Origin of the sequence: Streptococcus sp. 544, from assembly GCF_013277385.1 — a bacterium.
Classification (GTDB): Bacteria; Bacillota; Bacilli; order Lactobacillales; family Streptococcaceae; genus Streptococcus; species Streptococcus mitis_BA.
This window is the reverse complement of record NZ_VMMU01000002.1, coordinates 90,236-105,588: the sequence shown is the minus strand read 5'-3', so window position 1 is coordinate 105,588 and position 15,353 is coordinate 90,236. Positions and strand designations below refer to the sequence as shown.

General features: G+C 39.2%; 16 protein-coding genes, 1 tRNA gene and 4 pseudogenes. 9 read left to right on the top strand and 12 right to left on the bottom strand.

Annotated features, from left to right (window positions below; all coding sequences use genetic code 11):
* Window positions 1-11: 11 nt before the first annotated feature.
* Both HT728_RS01545 and HT728_RS01540 read right to left on the bottom strand, forming a co-directional pair.
* Window positions 12-344, bottom strand: coding sequence for a putative DNA-binding protein (locus HT728_RS01545; protein ID WP_000402066.1), 333 nt, complete (start codon window positions 342-344; stop codon window positions 12-14).
* Window positions 345-434: 90 nt separating this feature from the next.
* Complete coding sequence (locus HT728_RS01540) at window positions 435-812, bottom strand: DUF1934 domain-containing protein (RefSeq protein WP_173226994.1); 378 nt, start codon at window positions 810-812, stop codon at window positions 435-437.
* 71 nt (window positions 813-883) lie between these two features.
* Between HT728_RS01540 and HT728_RS01535 the strand changes: the two genes are divergently transcribed.
* Complete coding sequence (locus HT728_RS01535; protein WP_173226992.1) at window positions 884-2,188, top strand: HD domain-containing protein; 1,305 nt, start codon at window positions 884-886, stop codon at window positions 2,186-2,188.
* Between the two features lie 12 nt (window positions 2,189-2,200).
* Window positions 2,201-3,007 (top strand): sugar-phosphatase, encoded by an 807-nt coding sequence (gene yidA / locus HT728_RS01530; protein ID WP_173226990.1) that lies wholly within the window; start codon window positions 2,201-2,203, stop codon window positions 3,005-3,007.
* Window positions 3,008-3,062: 55 nt separating this feature from the next.
* On the opposite strand, the gene HT728_RS01525 is transcribed toward yidA, so the two are convergent.
* The 6 genes from HT728_RS01525 to HT728_RS01500 form a co-directional block, all read right to left on the bottom strand.
* Window positions 3,063-3,134, bottom strand: a tRNA-Arg gene (locus tag HT728_RS01525).
* Window positions 3,135-3,176: 42 nt separating this feature from the next.
* Window positions 3,177-3,524, bottom strand: coding sequence for a 50S ribosomal protein L19 (rplS, locus tag HT728_RS01520; protein ID WP_001068669.1), 348 nt, complete (start codon window positions 3,522-3,524; stop codon window positions 3,177-3,179).
* 118 nt (window positions 3,525-3,642) lie between these two features.
* Window positions 3,643-3,972 carry a fluoride efflux transporter CrcB gene (gene crcB / locus HT728_RS01515; protein ID WP_173226988.1) on the bottom strand — a complete coding sequence of 110 codons (330 nt, stop codon included), beginning with the start codon at window positions 3,970-3,972 and terminating at the stop codon, window positions 3,643-3,645.
* Entirely contained in the window at window positions 3,966-4,340 is a 375-nt protein-coding gene (gene crcB, locus HT728_RS01510) for a fluoride efflux transporter CrcB (RefSeq protein WP_173226986.1), read from the bottom strand. The genes crcB (HT728_RS01515) and crcB (HT728_RS01510) overlap by 7 nt, the downstream gene beginning before the upstream one ends.
* Window positions 4,337-4,603: a chorismate mutase gene (locus HT728_RS01505; protein ID WP_173226983.1), complete on the bottom strand. Its 267-nt coding sequence runs from the start codon at window positions 4,601-4,603 to the stop codon at window positions 4,337-4,339. Before HT728_RS01505 ends, crcB (HT728_RS01510) begins: the two co-directional genes overlap by 4 nt.
* Before the next feature lie 115 nt (window positions 4,604-4,718).
* Complete coding sequence (locus tag HT728_RS01500; protein WP_001162128.1) at window positions 4,719-5,162, bottom strand: flavodoxin; 444 nt, start codon at window positions 5,160-5,162, stop codon at window positions 4,719-4,721.
* 103 nt (window positions 5,163-5,265) lie between these two features.
* On the opposite strand from HT728_RS01500, the gene HT728_RS01495 reads away from it, so the two are divergent.
* The 4 genes from HT728_RS01495 to HT728_RS01480 all read left to right on the top strand — a co-directional run bounded on the left by HT728_RS01495 (window position 5,266) and on the right by HT728_RS01480 (window position 7,344).
* Entirely contained in the window at window positions 5,266-6,201 is a 936-nt protein-coding gene (locus HT728_RS01495) for a bifunctional oligoribonuclease/PAP phosphatase NrnA (protein ID WP_173233399.1), read from the top strand.
* Window positions 6,202-6,296: 95 nt separating this feature from the next.
* Window positions 6,297-6,539, top strand: coding sequence for a type B 50S ribosomal protein L31 (locus tag HT728_RS01490; RefSeq protein WP_000710764.1), 243 nt, complete (start codon window positions 6,297-6,299; stop codon window positions 6,537-6,539).
* Between the two features lie 177 nt (window positions 6,540-6,716).
* The gene (locus tag HT728_RS01485) at window positions 6,717-7,001 is read left to right on the top strand and encodes a type II toxin-antitoxin system RelB/DinJ family antitoxin (protein WP_173214141.1); all 285 of its coding nucleotides are present in this window, start codon (window positions 6,717-6,719) and stop codon (window positions 6,999-7,001) included.
* Window positions 6,991-7,344, top strand: coding sequence for a type II toxin-antitoxin system RelE/ParE family toxin (locus tag HT728_RS01480; protein WP_173233397.1), 354 nt, complete (start codon window positions 6,991-6,993; stop codon window positions 7,342-7,344). The genes HT728_RS01485 and HT728_RS01480 overlap by 11 nt, the downstream gene beginning before the upstream one ends.
* Window positions 7,345-7,685: 341 nt before the next feature.
* On the opposite strand, the pseudogene HT728_RS01475 reads toward HT728_RS01480, so the two are convergent.
* Window positions 7,686-8,129, bottom strand: a pseudogene (locus HT728_RS01475) (EfeM/EfeO family lipoprotein); the annotation flags it as partial.
* A 167-nt stretch (window positions 8,130-8,296) separates the two neighbouring features.
* Window positions 8,297-9,694, bottom strand: coding sequence for an N-acetylmuramoyl-L-alanine amidase (locus HT728_RS01470; protein ID WP_173233395.1), 1,398 nt, complete (start codon window positions 9,692-9,694; stop codon window positions 8,297-8,299).
* Between the two features lie 382 nt (window positions 9,695-10,076).
* Between HT728_RS01470 and HT728_RS01465 the strand changes: the two genes are divergently transcribed.
* On the top strand, window positions 10,077-11,336 hold the full coding sequence (locus HT728_RS01465; RefSeq protein ID WP_173233393.1) for a CAP domain-containing protein: 1,260 nt from the start codon (window positions 10,077-10,079) through the stop codon (window positions 11,334-11,336).
* A gap of 164 nt (window positions 11,337-11,500) precedes the next feature.
* Here HT728_RS01465 and HT728_RS01460 read toward each other — a convergent pair.
* A pseudogene (locus tag HT728_RS01460) lies at window positions 11,501-11,981 on the bottom strand (transposase); the annotation flags it as partial.
* 169 nt (window positions 11,982-12,150) lie between these two features.
* On the opposite strand from HT728_RS01460, the pseudogene HT728_RS01455 reads away from it, so the two are divergent.
* Window positions 12,151-13,457: pseudogene (locus HT728_RS01455) on the top strand (transposase).
* A gap of 55 nt (window positions 13,458-13,512) precedes the next feature.
* Here the strand turns inward: HT728_RS01455 and HT728_RS10555 are convergent.
* Window positions 13,513-13,693, bottom strand: a pseudogene (locus HT728_RS10555) (hypothetical protein); the annotation flags it as partial.
* Between the two features lie 203 nt (window positions 13,694-13,896).
* On the opposite strand from HT728_RS10555, the gene gdhA reads away from it, so the two are divergent.
* Window positions 13,897-15,243 (top strand): NADP-specific glutamate dehydrogenase, encoded by a 1,347-nt coding sequence (gene gdhA, locus HT728_RS01450; protein ID WP_173233391.1) that lies wholly within the window; start codon window positions 13,897-13,899, stop codon window positions 15,241-15,243.
* Window positions 15,244-15,353: the final 110 nt, after the last annotated feature.

The following is a 15,353-nucleotide window of genomic DNA, read 5'->3' as shown; positions in this document are numbered from 1 at the left end:
TCTTCTTCCTCTTATTCTCTATTATCAATGCTTGTTAAAATTTCTATCTGCTCCTGCAGAAAGTCATCCTTGGGATAGCGCTCCAAAATCTGGTCAAAAATCTGACTTCGGACAATGTAGTCCGAGTACATGTGCAATTTCATCTCATAATCTTCCAGAATCTTTTCTGTCCGCTTGATATTATCATAGACAGCCTGACGACTGACACCAAACTCCTCGGCAATCTCAGCGAGGCTGTAATCATCAGCGTAGTAGAGCTCGATGTAATTCATTTGCTTATCTGTCAAAAGCGCCGCATAAAATTCAAAGAGCGCATTCATTCGATTGGTTTTTTCAATTTCCATAACTTTTATTATACCAAAAAATAGCCTAATCTACCACACTAGGGAGCCAATCCAAGAAGATAGCTAGCTAAATTTGAAAAAGACATGAGCCTAGCCCCAAGTAATTTCCAATTGATAGCTGGCAAAGGGTTGTCCCTCTTGATTTTGTAGTTGATAATCTAAATGAATCTTTTGCCCATCAACTTCATAATGGCTCGTTTGGATGATAAACTCCTGCATGCCCATAGGTGTGGGAATATAGGCTAAACTATCACTATCCTTTAAAAAGCGCATAATGGTCTTGGGATTGGAAAATCGGCTCATCACAAGTTCTTGACCATGAAATTTAATAACCACTTTTTCCTTTTCCCCATTATAGAAAAGCAGGTAGCTATAATCTCCTTTTTCATGCACTTCCACGTCATAAAGCTGGTCAATCACTTCCAACTGCTCATCAAACTGAATCGTATTTCGCATCCTAATCTTCACATCAAGTCCTCTTTCTTGTCTCTTGTCCTACTATTTTACCAAAAACTCTAGCTTTTTGCTATAATGGTCATATGAACGAAAAAGTATTCCGTGACCCAGTTCACAACTACATCCATGTCGATAATCAAATCATCTATGACTTGATTAATACAAAAGAATTTCAGCGTTTGCGCCGGATCAAGCAACTGGGAACTTCCAGTTATACCTTCCACGGTGGGGAGCACAGCCGCTTCTCCCACTGTCTAGGGGTCTATGAAATTGCACGACGCATCACAGAGATTTTTGAAGAAAAATATCCAGAAGAATGGAATCCTGCCGAGTCCCTCTTGACCATGACCGCTGCTCTCCTACACGACCTTGGGCATGGTGCCTACTCCCATACTTTTGAACATCTCTTTGATACAGACCATGAAGCCATTACTCAGGAGATTATCCAAAGTCCTGAGACGGAAATTCATCAAGTCCTGCTACAAGTGGCACCTGATTTCCCAGAAAAGGTTGCCAGTGTCATTGACCATACCTATCCTAACAAGCAGGTCGTGCAACTCATTTCCAGTCAAATTGATGCAGACCGCATGGACTATCTCTTGCGTGACTCCTATTTTACGGGAGCATCTTATGGGGAATTTGACCTGACTCGCATCCTCCGAGTCATTCGTCCTGTCGCAAATGGTATCGCCTTTCAGCGCAATGGCATGCATGCTATCGAAGACTACGTCCTCAGTCGTTACCAGATGTACATGCAGGTTTATTTCCACCCAGCAACACGCGCTATGGAAGTTCTCCTGCAGAATCTCCTCAAACGCGCCAAGGAACTCTATCCTGAGGACAAGGACTTCTTTGCACGAACTTCTCCACACCTCCTGCCATTCTTTGAAAAAAATGTGACCTTGTCTGACTATCTAGCTCTGGATGATGGTGTGATGAATACCTACTTCCAACTCTGGATGACCAGTCCTGACAAGATTCTCGCAGATTTGTCGCAACGCTTTGTCAACCGCAAGGTCTTTAAATCCATTACCTTTTCACAAGAAGATCAAGACCAACTCGCTAGCATGAGAAAATTGGTTGAGGATATCGGCTTTGATCCCGACTACTACACTGCTATTCATAAGAACTTTGACCTCCCTTATGATATCTATCGTCCCGAATCTGAAAATCCACGGACACAGATTGAGATTTTACAAAAGAATGGAGAACTAGCCGAACTCTCTAGCCTGTCTCCTATTGTCCAATCCCTTGCTGGTAGCCGTCACGGAGATAATCGTTTTTATTTCCCGAAAGAAATGTTGGACCAAAACAGTATCTTCGCAAGCATTACCCAACAATTTCTACACTTGATTGAGAACGATCATTTTAACTCAAATAAAAACTAGAAGAGGAAATTTATGAGTATTAAACTAATCGCCGTCGATATTGACGGAACCCTAGTCAATAGCCAAAAGGAAATTACTCCTGAAGTCTTTTCTGCCATCCAAGATGCCAAAGAATCTGGTGTCAAAGTCGTCATTGCAACTGGCCGCCCTATCGCAGGTGTTGCCAAACTTCTGGACGACTTACAGTTGAGAGACGAGGGTGACTATGTTGTGACCTTCAATGGTGCCCTTGTCCAAGAAACTGCTACAGGGCATGAGATTATCAGCGAATCCTTGACTTATGAGGATTATCTTGATATGGAATTTCTCAGTCGTAAGCTCGGTGTCCACATGCACGCTATTACCAAGGACGGCATCTACACAGCCAATCGCAATATCGGAAAATACACAGTGCACGAATCAACCCTCGTCAGCATGCCAATTTTCTACCGTACACCTGAAGAAATGGCTGACAAAGAAATTGTCAAGTGTATGTTCATAGATGAGCCAGAAATCCTCGATGCTGCGATTGAAAAAATCCCAGCCGAATTTTACGAACGCTACTCTATCAACAAATCTGCTCCTTTCTACCTCGAACTCCTTAAAAAGAATGTTGACAAGGGTTCAGCCATTACTCACTTAGCTGAAAAACTCGGATTGACCAAAGATGAAACTATGGCGATCGGGGACGAAGAAAATGACCGTGCCATGCTGGAAGTCGTTGGCAACCCCGTTGTCATGGAAAATGGAAATCCAGAAATCAAAAAAATCGCCAAATACATCACTAAATCTAATGATGAATCTGGCGTTGCCCATGCCATCCGTACATGGGTACTGTAAAAGGGAAAAATATACGAAAACCGCTCAGCTGAGCGGTTTTTAGTATCTAATTACATGCCCCCTGCCGGAATCGAACCAGCAACTACTCCTTAGGAGGGAGTTGTTATATCCATTGAACTAAGGGAGCTAGATAAAAACTCTGCTAAATGAGCAGAGTTTTTTAGTCGAATTAACGACGGATTTCTTTGATACGAGCTGCCTTACCTTGAAGAGCACGCAAGTAGTACAATTTCGCACGACGTACTTTACCGTAACGAACAACTTCGATCTTTTCAACACGTGGAGTGTGGATTGGGAAGATACGCTCAACACCTACACCGTTAGAGATTTTACGAACTGTGTAGTTTTCAGAAATGCCAGCACCTTTACGTGCGATAACAACACCTTCAAAAATCTGGATACGTTCACGGTTACCTTCGACAACTTTCGCGTGTACACGAACAGTGTCACCAGGACGGAATGATGGGATATCAGTACGAAGTTGACCTTCAGTCAAGCTTTGGATTAATGGATTCATTTTATTCTCCTATCTTTGTCAATCTTGAGGAATCTTCCTCAGCGGATAAACTGTATTTTTGTGCGTCCATTACACACAAGATACAGTTTACCAAATTTCCACAAAAAAGTAAAGAAATTTATAGCAGAATTCCTAAAAAAATCGCAACTAAACCACCTAGGTAAGTCAAAGTCAGGTAAGAATAAAAAACCTTCTTATCACTTAGCAACCTTTGGAGTTCGTCATTCAAGGTCGAAAAAGTTGTCAAACCTCCGCAAAATCCTGTTGCTAGAATAGCATAGACTTCCTTAGACTCCACATGATTGTAGAATAATCCAATCAAAAAACACCCTAAAAGATTTGCTATAAGCGTTCCAAGTGGCAATTTAGAAGATTGATTATAGCGGGAAAAGAAATAGCGCACTAAAGCTCCGCAACCACAAGCAATTGCAAGATAGACCATTACCATTTCTTCCTCCCCAGACAATAGGCTAAGAGCAGGCCACCACCAATGCTTAAAATGAGATACAAGACTAAGCTAACATAGCGCCCTGTATCAAGCAGTTTTACAACATCAAGCATGAGACTGGAAAAGGTTGTTAGACCTCCGCAAAAACCTGTACCTAGTGCTAAAACCAAGCCCTTACTGGTTCCTTTATAGACCAGATAGCCCTTGACAAGATAAACCAAGCAGAAAATACCTAGATAGTTAACAAGAAGGGTTCCCCAAGGAAAATCTGGACTGGCTGGTAACCAAGTGGAAACTAGATAGCGGACAAGTCCGCCCAACATAGCAGCTAGAAAAATCCCTAGCGGATAAAATTGTTCTTTTTTCATTTGATATTTTTATCCTGATAATCACGCGAACGTTTGAGTATGTCCGAAAAAGTCGCGACAATAGTCTCCTGATAGCGCTTGTCCTCTACACGACTTCTAACCTTTTCAAAAATAACCGCTTCTCTCTTAGTATCTAAAATCGGTTTACCTGAAGCTTTCTTATAGGCAACTACACCCTCAACCAAATGCATTCGTTCTTCTAAGAGCTTGACGATTTGGTCGTCGATTTGATCAATTTCTTGACGAATACTATCTAAATCCATACAGTCTCCTCCTTTATTTGAATTATTGTATCAAAAAGCCACTAAATAGGCTAGTAAAATCCCAAGTCACGATAAGAAAAATGCACTGATTGATTGCATCAGCGCACGTTTATGCTTATCCTACTTTAGCAGCCAATTCTTCTGCGAATTGTTCTAAGCGTTCAATATCTTCCTCCTCGGCAGAAAGATCAACTTTAACACACTCTGAACCTTTTTCTGCTCCTGTTGACACAAAGACACGATCAAAGTCATCAACAGCCTTACAGAATTCATCGTAGAAGGTGTCACCTGAACCAACCACTCCGTAGATTTTACCATTCAAATTGAGATCAGCTAGGTCTTCGTAGAAGTCCATCATCTCATCTGGCAATTCTCCATCACCATAAGTATAGGTCGCAACGATAGCGATGTCTGCTTCCAAGAAGTCTGAAGCGTCAACAGTTGTACATTCATCAACATCGACATCCAAGCCCAAGTCACGTAATTTGTCTGCTACAATATCTGCAATTTCTTCGGTATTACCGGTCATACTGGCAAATACAATTTTTGCTAATGCCATATCGTCCTCCTCAATTTATCTTTCTCCATTATATCACATCTTTTTCATTTTAAAAATAAAAATTCTTGTGCTACAATGAAATGAGAAAGAATTGAGGTTATTTATGGACATTTGCCATCAAATTTTAGAAAAAATTAAAGAATACGACACGATTATCATTCATCGTCATATGAAACCAGACCCTGATGCCTTGGGAAGTCAGGTGGGATTGAAAGCTCTTCTCAAACATCATTTCCCAGAAAAAACCATCAAAGCAGTTGGTTTTGATGAACCAACTCTTACTTGGATGGCTGAGATGGATCTTGTTGAAGATAGTGCCTACCAGGGAGCACTTGTCATCGTCTGTGATACGGCGAATACTGCTCGTATTGATGATAAACGCTATATTCAAGGTGATTTTCTCATTAAAATTGACCACCATCCAAATGATGATGTATACGGTGACCTATCATGGGTGGATACTAGTTCAAGTAGCGCTAGTGAGATGATTACCTTATTTGCAGAAACAACTCAACTGTCCTTGTCAGATCGCGCTGCTGAGTTGCTCTTTGCAGGAATTGTTGGTGATACAGGTCGCTTCCTCTACCCTTCTACGACTGCACGGACTCTTCGCCTGGCTGCTTATTTGAGAGAACATAACTTTGACTTTGCAGCTCTCACTCGCAAAATGGACACTATGAGCTACAAAATTGCAAAACTTCAAGGCTACATCTACGACCATCTGGAAGTGGATGAAAATGGTGCTGCTCGCGTTATCCTGAGTCAGGAAATCTTAAAACGGTTCAATGTCACCGATGCTGAAACTGCGGCCATTGTTGGAGCTCCTGGTCGGATTGACAGCGTCAGTCTCTGGGGAATTTTTGTAGAACAGGCTGATGGCCACTACCGTGTTCGCTTACGCAGTAAAATCCATCCTATCAATGAAATTGCCAAGGAACATGATGGTGGAGGCCACCCTCTAGCAAGTGGTGCTAATTCCTATAGCCTAGAAGAAAACGAAATCATCTACCAAAAGTTAAAAAACTTGCTTAAAAACTGATAAAATACTTGCCAAACTTTTCAGAATCTGATAGACTAGTATGGTAACAATCTATGGCTCGCAAAGAGACCATGGCAGAAAGGAAATATTGCAAAATGAAAAAAGATATCCATCCAGAATATCGCCCAGTTGTCTTCATGGACACAACTACTGGTTACCAATTCCTTAGCGGTTCAACAAAACGCTCTAACGAAACAGTTGAGTTCGAAGGCGAAACTTACCCATTGATCCGTGTGGAAATTTCATCAGACTCACACCCATTCTACACTGGACGTCAAAAGTTCACTCAAGCAGATGGACGCGTGGATCGTTTCAACAAAAAATACGGTCTCAAATAATGATAAAAAGACAGCTTCGGCTGTTCTTTTTTGTTTCTTGAAATTAACTGCTGTTTTCATGTTCCAAACTCAAAAAACTTTGCACTCTCGGTAGTTTCTAGAGTACAAAGTTTTCTCTTGCCTAAAAAATATAAAAGATATATACTAGCTATATATAGTATAGATTGGAGATATACCATGACGACATCACTTACTAAACAGTACAATTTTAAAATCAATGAGTCATCAATGGAACAAGCTAGAGCTATCATCAAGGAAAAAGGAATGACTATGACGGATGCTATTAGTCTTTTTATCGAGCAGATTGTTCTCGAACAAGATTTGCCAATAAAAACTGCAGAAGATTTACACCGTGAACGATTGATTCAGGAGCTACAAGCCCAATCTGAACGCGCCTTAAGAGAATATGAATCCGGACAAGGAACTCCCCTAGATGACATGAGGCTACGATATGATTTATAAAGTGATTCTATCTACTGAAGTGAGTCAGGCAATTGACAGTATCCATAACTACATCAGCACTGTTCTTTTATCACCCCAGTCGGCTAAGAATACTGTAGCCAAAATTTTAGACGGCTTAAAAAGTTTAGAAACTTTTCCTGAAGCTGGCTTTGATGCAGATGAAAAAATAGGACTAAAAATCAACAGTAAGTACCCTACGCGAGGAAAAATTATCGGTCAGTATATCTTGCTTTACTTTATCGACCAAACTCAAAGAACTGTTTTTCTTTCCCACTTATTCCACACAAAGAGCGACTACGTCACTTTGCTACAAAAATGCAATAAAAAAAGCTCAACTGATTGAGACAACTTTCATTATTTTATAAGCTCTGAAACCTTAATTTTTGGTACCTTTTTGGTACCGTCTTGGTTTAACAATACGGTATATATATAATATTTTACAGCTATATCCCCTTTAGAAACGTTGATTTAATAAGGATTTAAACACTATAGAGTATATCTTTGTAAAATACGGTCTCAAATAATGATAAAAAGAACAGTTTCGGCTGTTCTTTTTTCTTTCTTGAAATCAACTGCTGTTTTCATGTTCCAAACTCAAAAAAACTTTGCACTCTCGATAGCCACACAATGGTTTCTAGAGAACAAAGTTTTTTTATTAGAGCAGATTTACTCTTTCTTATCTTGATTTTCAGTTCCTTTAGTTGTATTGTCTTCCCAAAGGATACGCTCGATACGGTGGAAACCAGACCATCCTTCTTCAGTCTTGTTTTCGTCCATGTAGTCTGCCAAACGGAAGTCAATCTTGACATCTGACTCACCAAAACTTTCAGCAATCGGTTCTGAACGCTCATAAGACATACGAATCAGTGGATAAACCTTTTTGGCTTCTTCTAACTTACCTTCTTTCAACAGTTTGACAAAGCCTTCCGTATCTGTCAAGAGTTTATCGATTTGCTCTTGCACAAAAGTCTTATAGTCAGCAGTGGCCTTATCAAGCATTTTCTGCTTGTCTTCAGACAAGGCTGTCACCTTAGATGAATCATTTGTCTCGGTTGATTTTTCAAACCTAACAGCACAAGCTGTCAATAGCAAGACTGAAGATAAAAGGACAAAACCTAGTTTTTTCATTGTATACTCCTATCGGTTCAGGAAACCTGAATTAATTTTACCTTTCATTATACCATGTTTTCACTCATTTTTCAATAAATTTTCAGACAATTTAATGTTATGAATAGCATTACAAATGTAAAAAACTAAGCCTAGGACAATCTCCAAAGCTTAGTTTGATGTAATTCTTAATTTCCAGCGTAATATTTTTGAATTCCTTTAATAATGCCTTCAACTAACTTATCTTGGTATTGATCACTACGGATTCGTTGGTTTTCTTCTGGATTATCCATATAACCCAACTCCAATAACACAGCAGGTTTCGCAGTCTCACGAAGAACAGCGAAGGTGGCTTGCAGAAGCCCAGCATCTCTAGCACCTGTCTCGGTCAAGAGAGAGGAGTGAAGGTCAGCTGCCAAACGATTACTTTCACTCATTCGGTCTGGATTATTGTGCCAGTACTGGTTAATCTTGCTCGGGTAACCTGCATCTTCCTTATAAGAATAAGTCTGTATTCCCAGATTCAGTGTTGTGTCATTCCCAGTAGCGTTAAAATGAATACTAATAAAGAAGTCTGCATTCGTTTTATTTACCATACGAGAACGCTCTGTCACAAAGTCAACATCCACATCACTATCACGAGATGTTAAAACTGTATAGCCAAGTTCTTCTAAACGTTTCCGTAATTTACGAGAGACCTGTAGATTCAAATCTTTTTCAGCTATTCCATAATAGTAAGCGCCCGAATCACGTCCACCATGCCCAGGATCTAGGAAAATAGTCTTACTATAGCGCCCCTTTTCAAATCCTTTTGGAAGTTCTTGCACCCATTTACCATTATCTTTGAAAAAATGACTACTTCCATCAATAGTATAAGTTCCAGTGACATAAACGCCATCTTCTTTAAGATAATACCAAACTTTATAATCTTGATCATAAATCCACTCTTTGTGAGCCATGTAGCCATCAGATTTTAGATAGTAAGAGCCAACCCATTGCTGTTCAGCATAGTGCCCACCTGACTTGAGATAAAACCAGCTAGAGTAGTTAGGATCGTACACCCATTCTTTGTCTGCCATAGCCCCACTGGATTTCAGGTAATAATTTCCCTTCCAGGTATTAGCCATCATGACACCATTTTGATCAAATGCATACCATTTACCATTGATTTGACTCCATTGGTTAGACAGATATTTTCCTGAGCCATTGGCGTAGTACCACTTGTTAGCCATCTGATACCAGCTATTTTCAAGTAAGTAACCATTCTTATCAAATAGGTAGCCCTCATAGAGAGTATCTGTAAATTTGACACCCGTTTGACTATAATAAGTCCACTTCCCATCTTCTTTTACCCAACCAGTTTGTAGCTTAGACTCAGTAGGAAGAGTTGGCTTTGTCTCCTGCTTACTCGAACTAGGGGTCGTTGGCTGGTTTTCTGTAACTGCTTGAGAAGCATTTGCAGAGCTAGTAGTTGAACTACCGATAGAGTTATTCGTAGGATGACTAGTATCATTAGCTAGAACTGTTTGGCTAGTAAATCCAAGAAGAGCTAGAGCAAGAATCGTAAATTTCTTATATGATTTCATTTATTTAACCTTTCTAGGGGAATGGAATCCCTGTATTATTGAGTTATTTTACTTCCTTGATGAAAGAAGAGTTGTTCTACATCCTCTAAACTATAATTTATATGATGTCATGGAGTGTTTAGCTTATTTAAATATGTAAAACCTAAAAAGCATGGCTAAGTGGGAACCTTAAAAATTCAATCTCTGAACACCTAATCTCGCTTCAGATAGTTATCGAACAAGTCGAGTAGATTCATTAAAATCATCTATTTATATTATACACCAAATTTAAGAAAAATTTTTGCAAACATCTAAATTTAAAATAAATCTAGTCCCTAGCTATACCGAATTTTAGTTTACTCTGCCCAGTAGAGATGTTATAATAAAAATAGGAGGACACAAAATGAACAATAAAACTAAAAAGTTCACACTTGCTACAGTTTTAGTACTTTCCTTGTTAGGAGCTGGAACTCTTACATCACAATCAGTAGCTGCTAATGATAGGCTGGTTTCCACTCAAGCAATCAATGGTCAATCCTACAATATCTTAAACTCTGAGGTCACTAGTGCTTCTTCTGGTACTACTCTAGTTGGGATTGAAGGGACTTTCTTAACGCCAGATAAACAGGCTATCTTAGACCGTATCAATGCCATTCGAAAAGAGGCAGCAGATGAAGGTCTAGTTACTAGCTATGTTCCTATCAAATGGTCAACTGCACTAGAAAAAACAGCCTTCGTTCGTGCAGCAGAAGCTTCTATCACTATTGATCACACACGCTTGTCTAGTAAGGACATTTGGAGCGCTTGGCCTACAGGAAATTTCTCCCTAGCAGAAAACTTGGCTTGGAACTATGACGGATTTATGACAGCTATTAATCAATGGTATAAGGAAAAAGCAGATTACGTCAAATCTCGTAGTGGTGTCAGTGTTACAGGTCAAACTGGACACTATAAATCCTTAATTAACCCAAAATTGACCTATATGGGGCTTGCAGCTTTTGAAAATCCTGTCACCCAAAATGGATGGGTTACCGTTGCACAAAGTTTCGGAACATCATCTGGTGGCTCTGAAGAACTAGCTGGTAGTTATGGAAAGGCTATTCAATACACAGAAGCAAATTCTTCTCAGACTCAAACATTTGCGACTAAGGCGAATCTTTTTGACAAAGACTTGAAGGCAATCGGAAATCATAAAACCAAAAATGAAAATACAAATTCAAGTCAGAAACTAGACGATGAGACCAATGATCCTGCCGAATTTCTTAATCGACTAAGAAGTTGGTTCAATCATTCCCAATACTTCGGAAGTTGGATTCAATCAAACGGACGTTGGTGGTTTAAACACAATGACGGCTCATACACGAGTAATGGATGGGAAAAAATAAATAGAACTTGGTATCGCTTTGACAACTCTGGCTGGATGCAAACAGGCTGGGTGAAAGACGGTAGCTGGTACTATCTCGACGGTTCAGGCGCTATGAAGACTGGTTGGCTCAAAGATAATGGTAGCTGGTACTACCTTCAAGATTCAGGTGCTATGAAAACAGGCTGGATGAAAGTATCTGGCAAATGGTACTATGCCTATAATTCAGGTGCACTCGCAATCAATACGACTACACCTGACGGTTACCGTGTTAATTACAATGGGGAATGGGTAGGATAATTTAACACACCAAAAAGACTCTATACTATCTCACAGTGAGTAATCTTCACTTTCAGATAGTATAGAGATTTTTATTTACCTAGTATAACTCTTATCTTAGACGTTTATAACAAACTGAAACAAGAACAAGACAAAAGCACCTCGTAAAAAGTACTGCAAGTTGCTCATACCTTTTTGAGGTGCTTTTTGATATGAGCCCATGTTTTTCAATAGGATTGTACTCAGGTGAGTAGAGAGGAAGAGGTAAAAATTTATGCCCAAACTCTTCACATAAAAGTTCTAGCTTCCCCATTCTATGGAATCTTGCATTATCCATAATAATAATAACTGATGGTGTATTTAATGTTGGTAAGAGAAACTTCTGAAACCAAGCTTCAAAAAAGTCGTTCGTCATCGTCTCTTCGTAGGTCATTGGAGCGATTAACTCACCATTCATTTGTTAACCCTGCAACCAAAGAAAATCCTCTGATATCTTCTTCCAGATACTTTACCTCTTATTAACTGACCTTTTAATGAGAGACCATATTCTGGATAAAAATAAGTATCGAATCCTGTTTCATCAATATAAACAGGTGCTAGGTGCTTTAAATTATTAAATTTTTTAAGAAATAAAGCTACTTTTTCTGGGTCTTGTTCATGGATAGTATAGTACTTTATGGTTACCGAACAAGTGTCTAATGAAAAAATTCCGGCTCTATAATATTTGTAGTGGGTAAATCCCCTATAGATATTATGGAGCCTATTTTGTTGTAGAAAAAAAGTCCCATATGACCTATAATGAAAAGCGATCAAACAACTCATTAGAAAGAATCATATGGAACAATTACATTTTATCACAAAACTACTAGACATCAAAGACCCTAATATTCAAATTATAGATATCATCAATAGGGATACACACAAAGAAATCATCGCCAAACTGGACTACGATGCTCCATCTTGTCCTTATTGTGGAAGTCAAATGAAAAAATATGACTTTCAAAAACCTTCTAAGATTCCTTACCTCAAAACGACTGGTATGCCTACTAGAATTCTATTTAGAAAGCGTCGTTTCAAGTGCTATCATTGCTCGAAAATGATGGTCGCCGAGACCTCACTCGTCAAGAAGAATCATCAAATTCCTCGTATTATCAACCAAAAGATTGCGCAAAAGTTAATTGAAAAGACTTCTATGACCGATATTGCCCATCAGCTTTCCATTTCAACTTCAACTGTCATTCGAAAGCTCAATGATTTCCACTTTAAGCATGATTTTTCTCGTCTTCCTGAGATTATGTCCTGGGACGAGTATGCCTTTACTAAGGGAAAGATGAGTTTTATTGCACAAGATTTTGATAATCTCAACATCATCACTGTTCTTGAGGGTAGAACACAAGCTGTCATTCGTGATCACTTTCTTAAATATGATAGAGCCGTCCGATGTCGAGTGAAAATCATTACTATGGATATGTTTAGTCCCTACTATGCCTTAGCTAAACAGCTTCGCTTTCGAATTTCTAGGCTCAGGCTGAAACAGTCTCCCAGACTGTTTCACTCCCATGTGCTAAAATCGTTCTAGATCGTTTCCATATTATCCAACATCTCAGCCGTGCTATAAGTCGTGTACGTGTTCAAATCATGAATCAGTTCGATCGAAAATCCCATGAATACAAAGCCATCAAACGTTACTGGAAGCTCATTCAACACGATAGTCGTAAACTCAGTGATAAGCGATTTTATCGCCCTACTTTTCGTATGCACTTAACCAATAAAGAGATTCTTGACAAGCTTTTGAGCTATTCAGAAGACTTGAAACACCACTATAATCTCTATCAGCTCTTGCTTTTTCACTTTCAGAATAAGGAACCAGAGAAATTTTTCGGACTTATTGAGGACAATCTTAAGCTGGTTCATCCTCTTTTTCAGACTGTTTTTAAAACCTTTATCAAGGACAAAGAGAAAATTGTCAACGCTCTTCAACTACCCTATTCTAACGCAAAATTGGAAGCCACTAATAATCTCATCAAGCTTATCAAGCGCAATGCCTTTGGTTTTCGGAACTTTGAAAACTTCAAAAAACGGATTTTTATCGCTCTGAACATCAAAAAAGAAAGGACGAAATTTGTCCTTTCTCGAGCTTAGCTTTTCTTCAACCCACTACAGTTGACAAAGAGCCAAAATTCCGATGATAGTTCTAAATCTCAATAACCGCTTGGGTTCCATGATCCAACTCCAGCAAGACATCTATACTTGTATAGAAAATCCTGCCCTGAATAAGGAGATGTAAATATTTCTTTCCTCCAAAATGGTCATAGTTTTGCTGGCAAATCTAACATATCATGGATAAATTAACAAGTGATTTCTGAATTGCTAAACATTTTCTTTTCTTATAGCATATTTTCAGATTTTCTCTTTGAGAAAGATATTTACAAGAAAAAGGTTCGTTTTTTGTCTATTTTCAAAAAGTCTTAAAACTAAATTGAAAGAATTTTTAGAAAATTTTTGCTTTTCTCTTTACAGTTTAAAAAAATTCTGCTATAATAGCTCATGTAATAAAATATGACAACAAAAGGAGAACGATATGACATCTGCTAAAGAATATATCCAAAGCGTGTTTGAAACTGTAAAAGCTCGTAATGGGCACGAGGCTGAATTCCTCCAAGCTGTTGAAGAATTTTTCAACACTTTGGAACCTGTATTTGAAAAACACCCTGAGTATATCGAAGAAAATATCTTGGCACGTATTACTGAGCCTGAGCGCGTAATTTCTTTCCGTGTTCCTTGGGTTGACCGTGATGGAAAAATTCAAGTAAACCGTGGTTACCGTGTTCAATTCAACTCAGCTGTTGGACCATACAAAGGAGGACTTCGTTTCCACCCAACTGTAAACCAAGGGATTTTGAAATTCCTCGGATTTGAACAAATCTTCAAAAACGTCTTGACTGGACTTCCAATCGGTGGAGGTAAAGGTGGATCAGACTTCGATCCTAAAGGTAAAACAGATGCTGAAGTGATGCGCTTCTGCCAAAGCTTCATGACTGAGTTGCAAAAACACATCGGACCATCACTTGACGTACCTGCTGGTGATATCGGCGTAGGTGGACGTGAAATTGGTTACCTTTATGGTCAATACAAGCGTCTTAACCAATTTGATGCTGGTGTCTTGACTGGTAAGCCTCTTGAATTTGGTGGTAGCTTGATTCGTCCAGAAGCAACTGGTTACGGTTTGGTTTACTATACTGAAGAAATGCTGAAAGCTAACGGTAATAGCTTTGCTGGTAAGAAAGTGGTTATTTCAGGTTCTGGGAACGTTGCTCAATACGCTCTTCAAAAAGCGACTGAACTTGGTGCAACTGTTATCTCTGTATCTGACTCAAATGGTTATGTCATTGATGAAAATGGTATCGACTTCGATCTTTTGGTTGATATTAAAGAAAAACGTCGCGCTCGTTTGACTGAGTATGCAGCTGAGAAAGCAACTGCTACTTATCATGAAGGTTCAGTATGGACTTATGCTGGAAACTATGACATCGCTCTTCCATGTGCGACTCAAAACGAAATCAATGGTGAAGCCGCTAAACGTTTGGTTGCTCAAGGAGTTATCTGTGTATCTGAAGGCGCCAACATGCCAAGCGATCTTGATGCCATCAAAGTCTACAAAGAAAATGGTATCTTTTACGGACCTGCCAAAGCTGCCAACGCTGGTGGTGTAGCCGTTTCAGCCCTTGAAATGAGCCAAAACAGTCTTCGCCTTTCATGGACTCGTGAAGAAGTTGATGGCCGTCTCAAAGACATCATGACAAATATCTTCAACACAGCTAAAACAACTTCAGAAACATACGGTCTTGATAAAGACTACCTTGCAGGAGCTAACATTGCTGCCTTTGAAAATGTAGCAAACGCTATGATTGCCCAAGGTATTGTTTAAGATTTATTTGCTCAATCCTCAATCACTACGATTGGGGATTTTTATGTTGAGTTAAACAGTTGGATAATTACTTACTTACCCCATTTTATCCCATTTCGGAGAAAAAAGAA

Coding starts and splice junctions, on each gene's coding strand:
- HT728_RS01545 (WP_000402066.1), bottom strand. CDS start 344: ATGGAAATTGAAAAAACCAATCGAATGAATGCGCTCTTTGAATTTTAT.
- HT728_RS01495 (WP_173233399.1), top strand. CDS start 5,266: ATGGACATTTGCCATCAAATTTTAGAAAAAATTAAAGAATACGACACG.
- crcB (WP_173226986.1), bottom strand. CDS start 4,340: ATGAAAAAAGAACAATTTTATCCGCTAGGGATTTTTCTAGCTGCTATG.
- crcB (WP_173226988.1), bottom strand. CDS start 3,972: ATGGTAATGGTCTATCTTGCAATTGCTTGTGGTTGCGGAGCTTTAGTG.
- HT728_RS01535 (WP_173226992.1), top strand. CDS start 884: ATGAACGAAAAAGTATTCCGTGACCCAGTTCACAACTACATCCATGTC.
- rplS (WP_001068669.1), bottom strand. CDS start 3,524: ATGAATCCATTAATCCAAAGCTTGACTGAAGGTCAACTTCGTACTGAT.
- HT728_RS01490 (WP_000710764.1), top strand. CDS start 6,297: ATGAAAAAAGATATCCATCCAGAATATCGCCCAGTTGTCTTCATGGAC.
- HT728_RS01505 (WP_173226983.1), bottom strand. CDS start 4,603: ATGGATTTAGATAGTATTCGTCAAGAAATTGATCAAATCGACGACCAA.
- HT728_RS01480 (WP_173233397.1), top strand. CDS start 6,991: ATGATTTATAAAGTGATTCTATCTACTGAAGTGAGTCAGGCAATTGAC.
- yidA (WP_173226990.1), top strand. CDS start 2,201: ATGAGTATTAAACTAATCGCCGTCGATATTGACGGAACCCTAGTCAAT.
- HT728_RS01500 (WP_001162128.1), bottom strand. CDS start 5,162: ATGGCATTAGCAAAAATTGTATTTGCCAGTATGACCGGTAATACCGAA.
- HT728_RS01485 (WP_173214141.1), top strand. CDS start 6,717: ATGACGACATCACTTACTAAACAGTACAATTTTAAAATCAATGAGTCA.
- HT728_RS01470 (WP_173233395.1), bottom strand. CDS start 9,694: ATGAAATCATATAAGAAATTTACGATTCTTGCTCTAGCTCTTCTTGGA.
- HT728_RS01465 (WP_173233393.1), top strand. CDS start 10,077: ATGAACAATAAAACTAAAAAGTTCACACTTGCTACAGTTTTAGTACTT.
- gdhA (WP_173233391.1), top strand. CDS start 13,897: ATGACATCTGCTAAAGAATATATCCAAAGCGTGTTTGAAACTGTAAAA.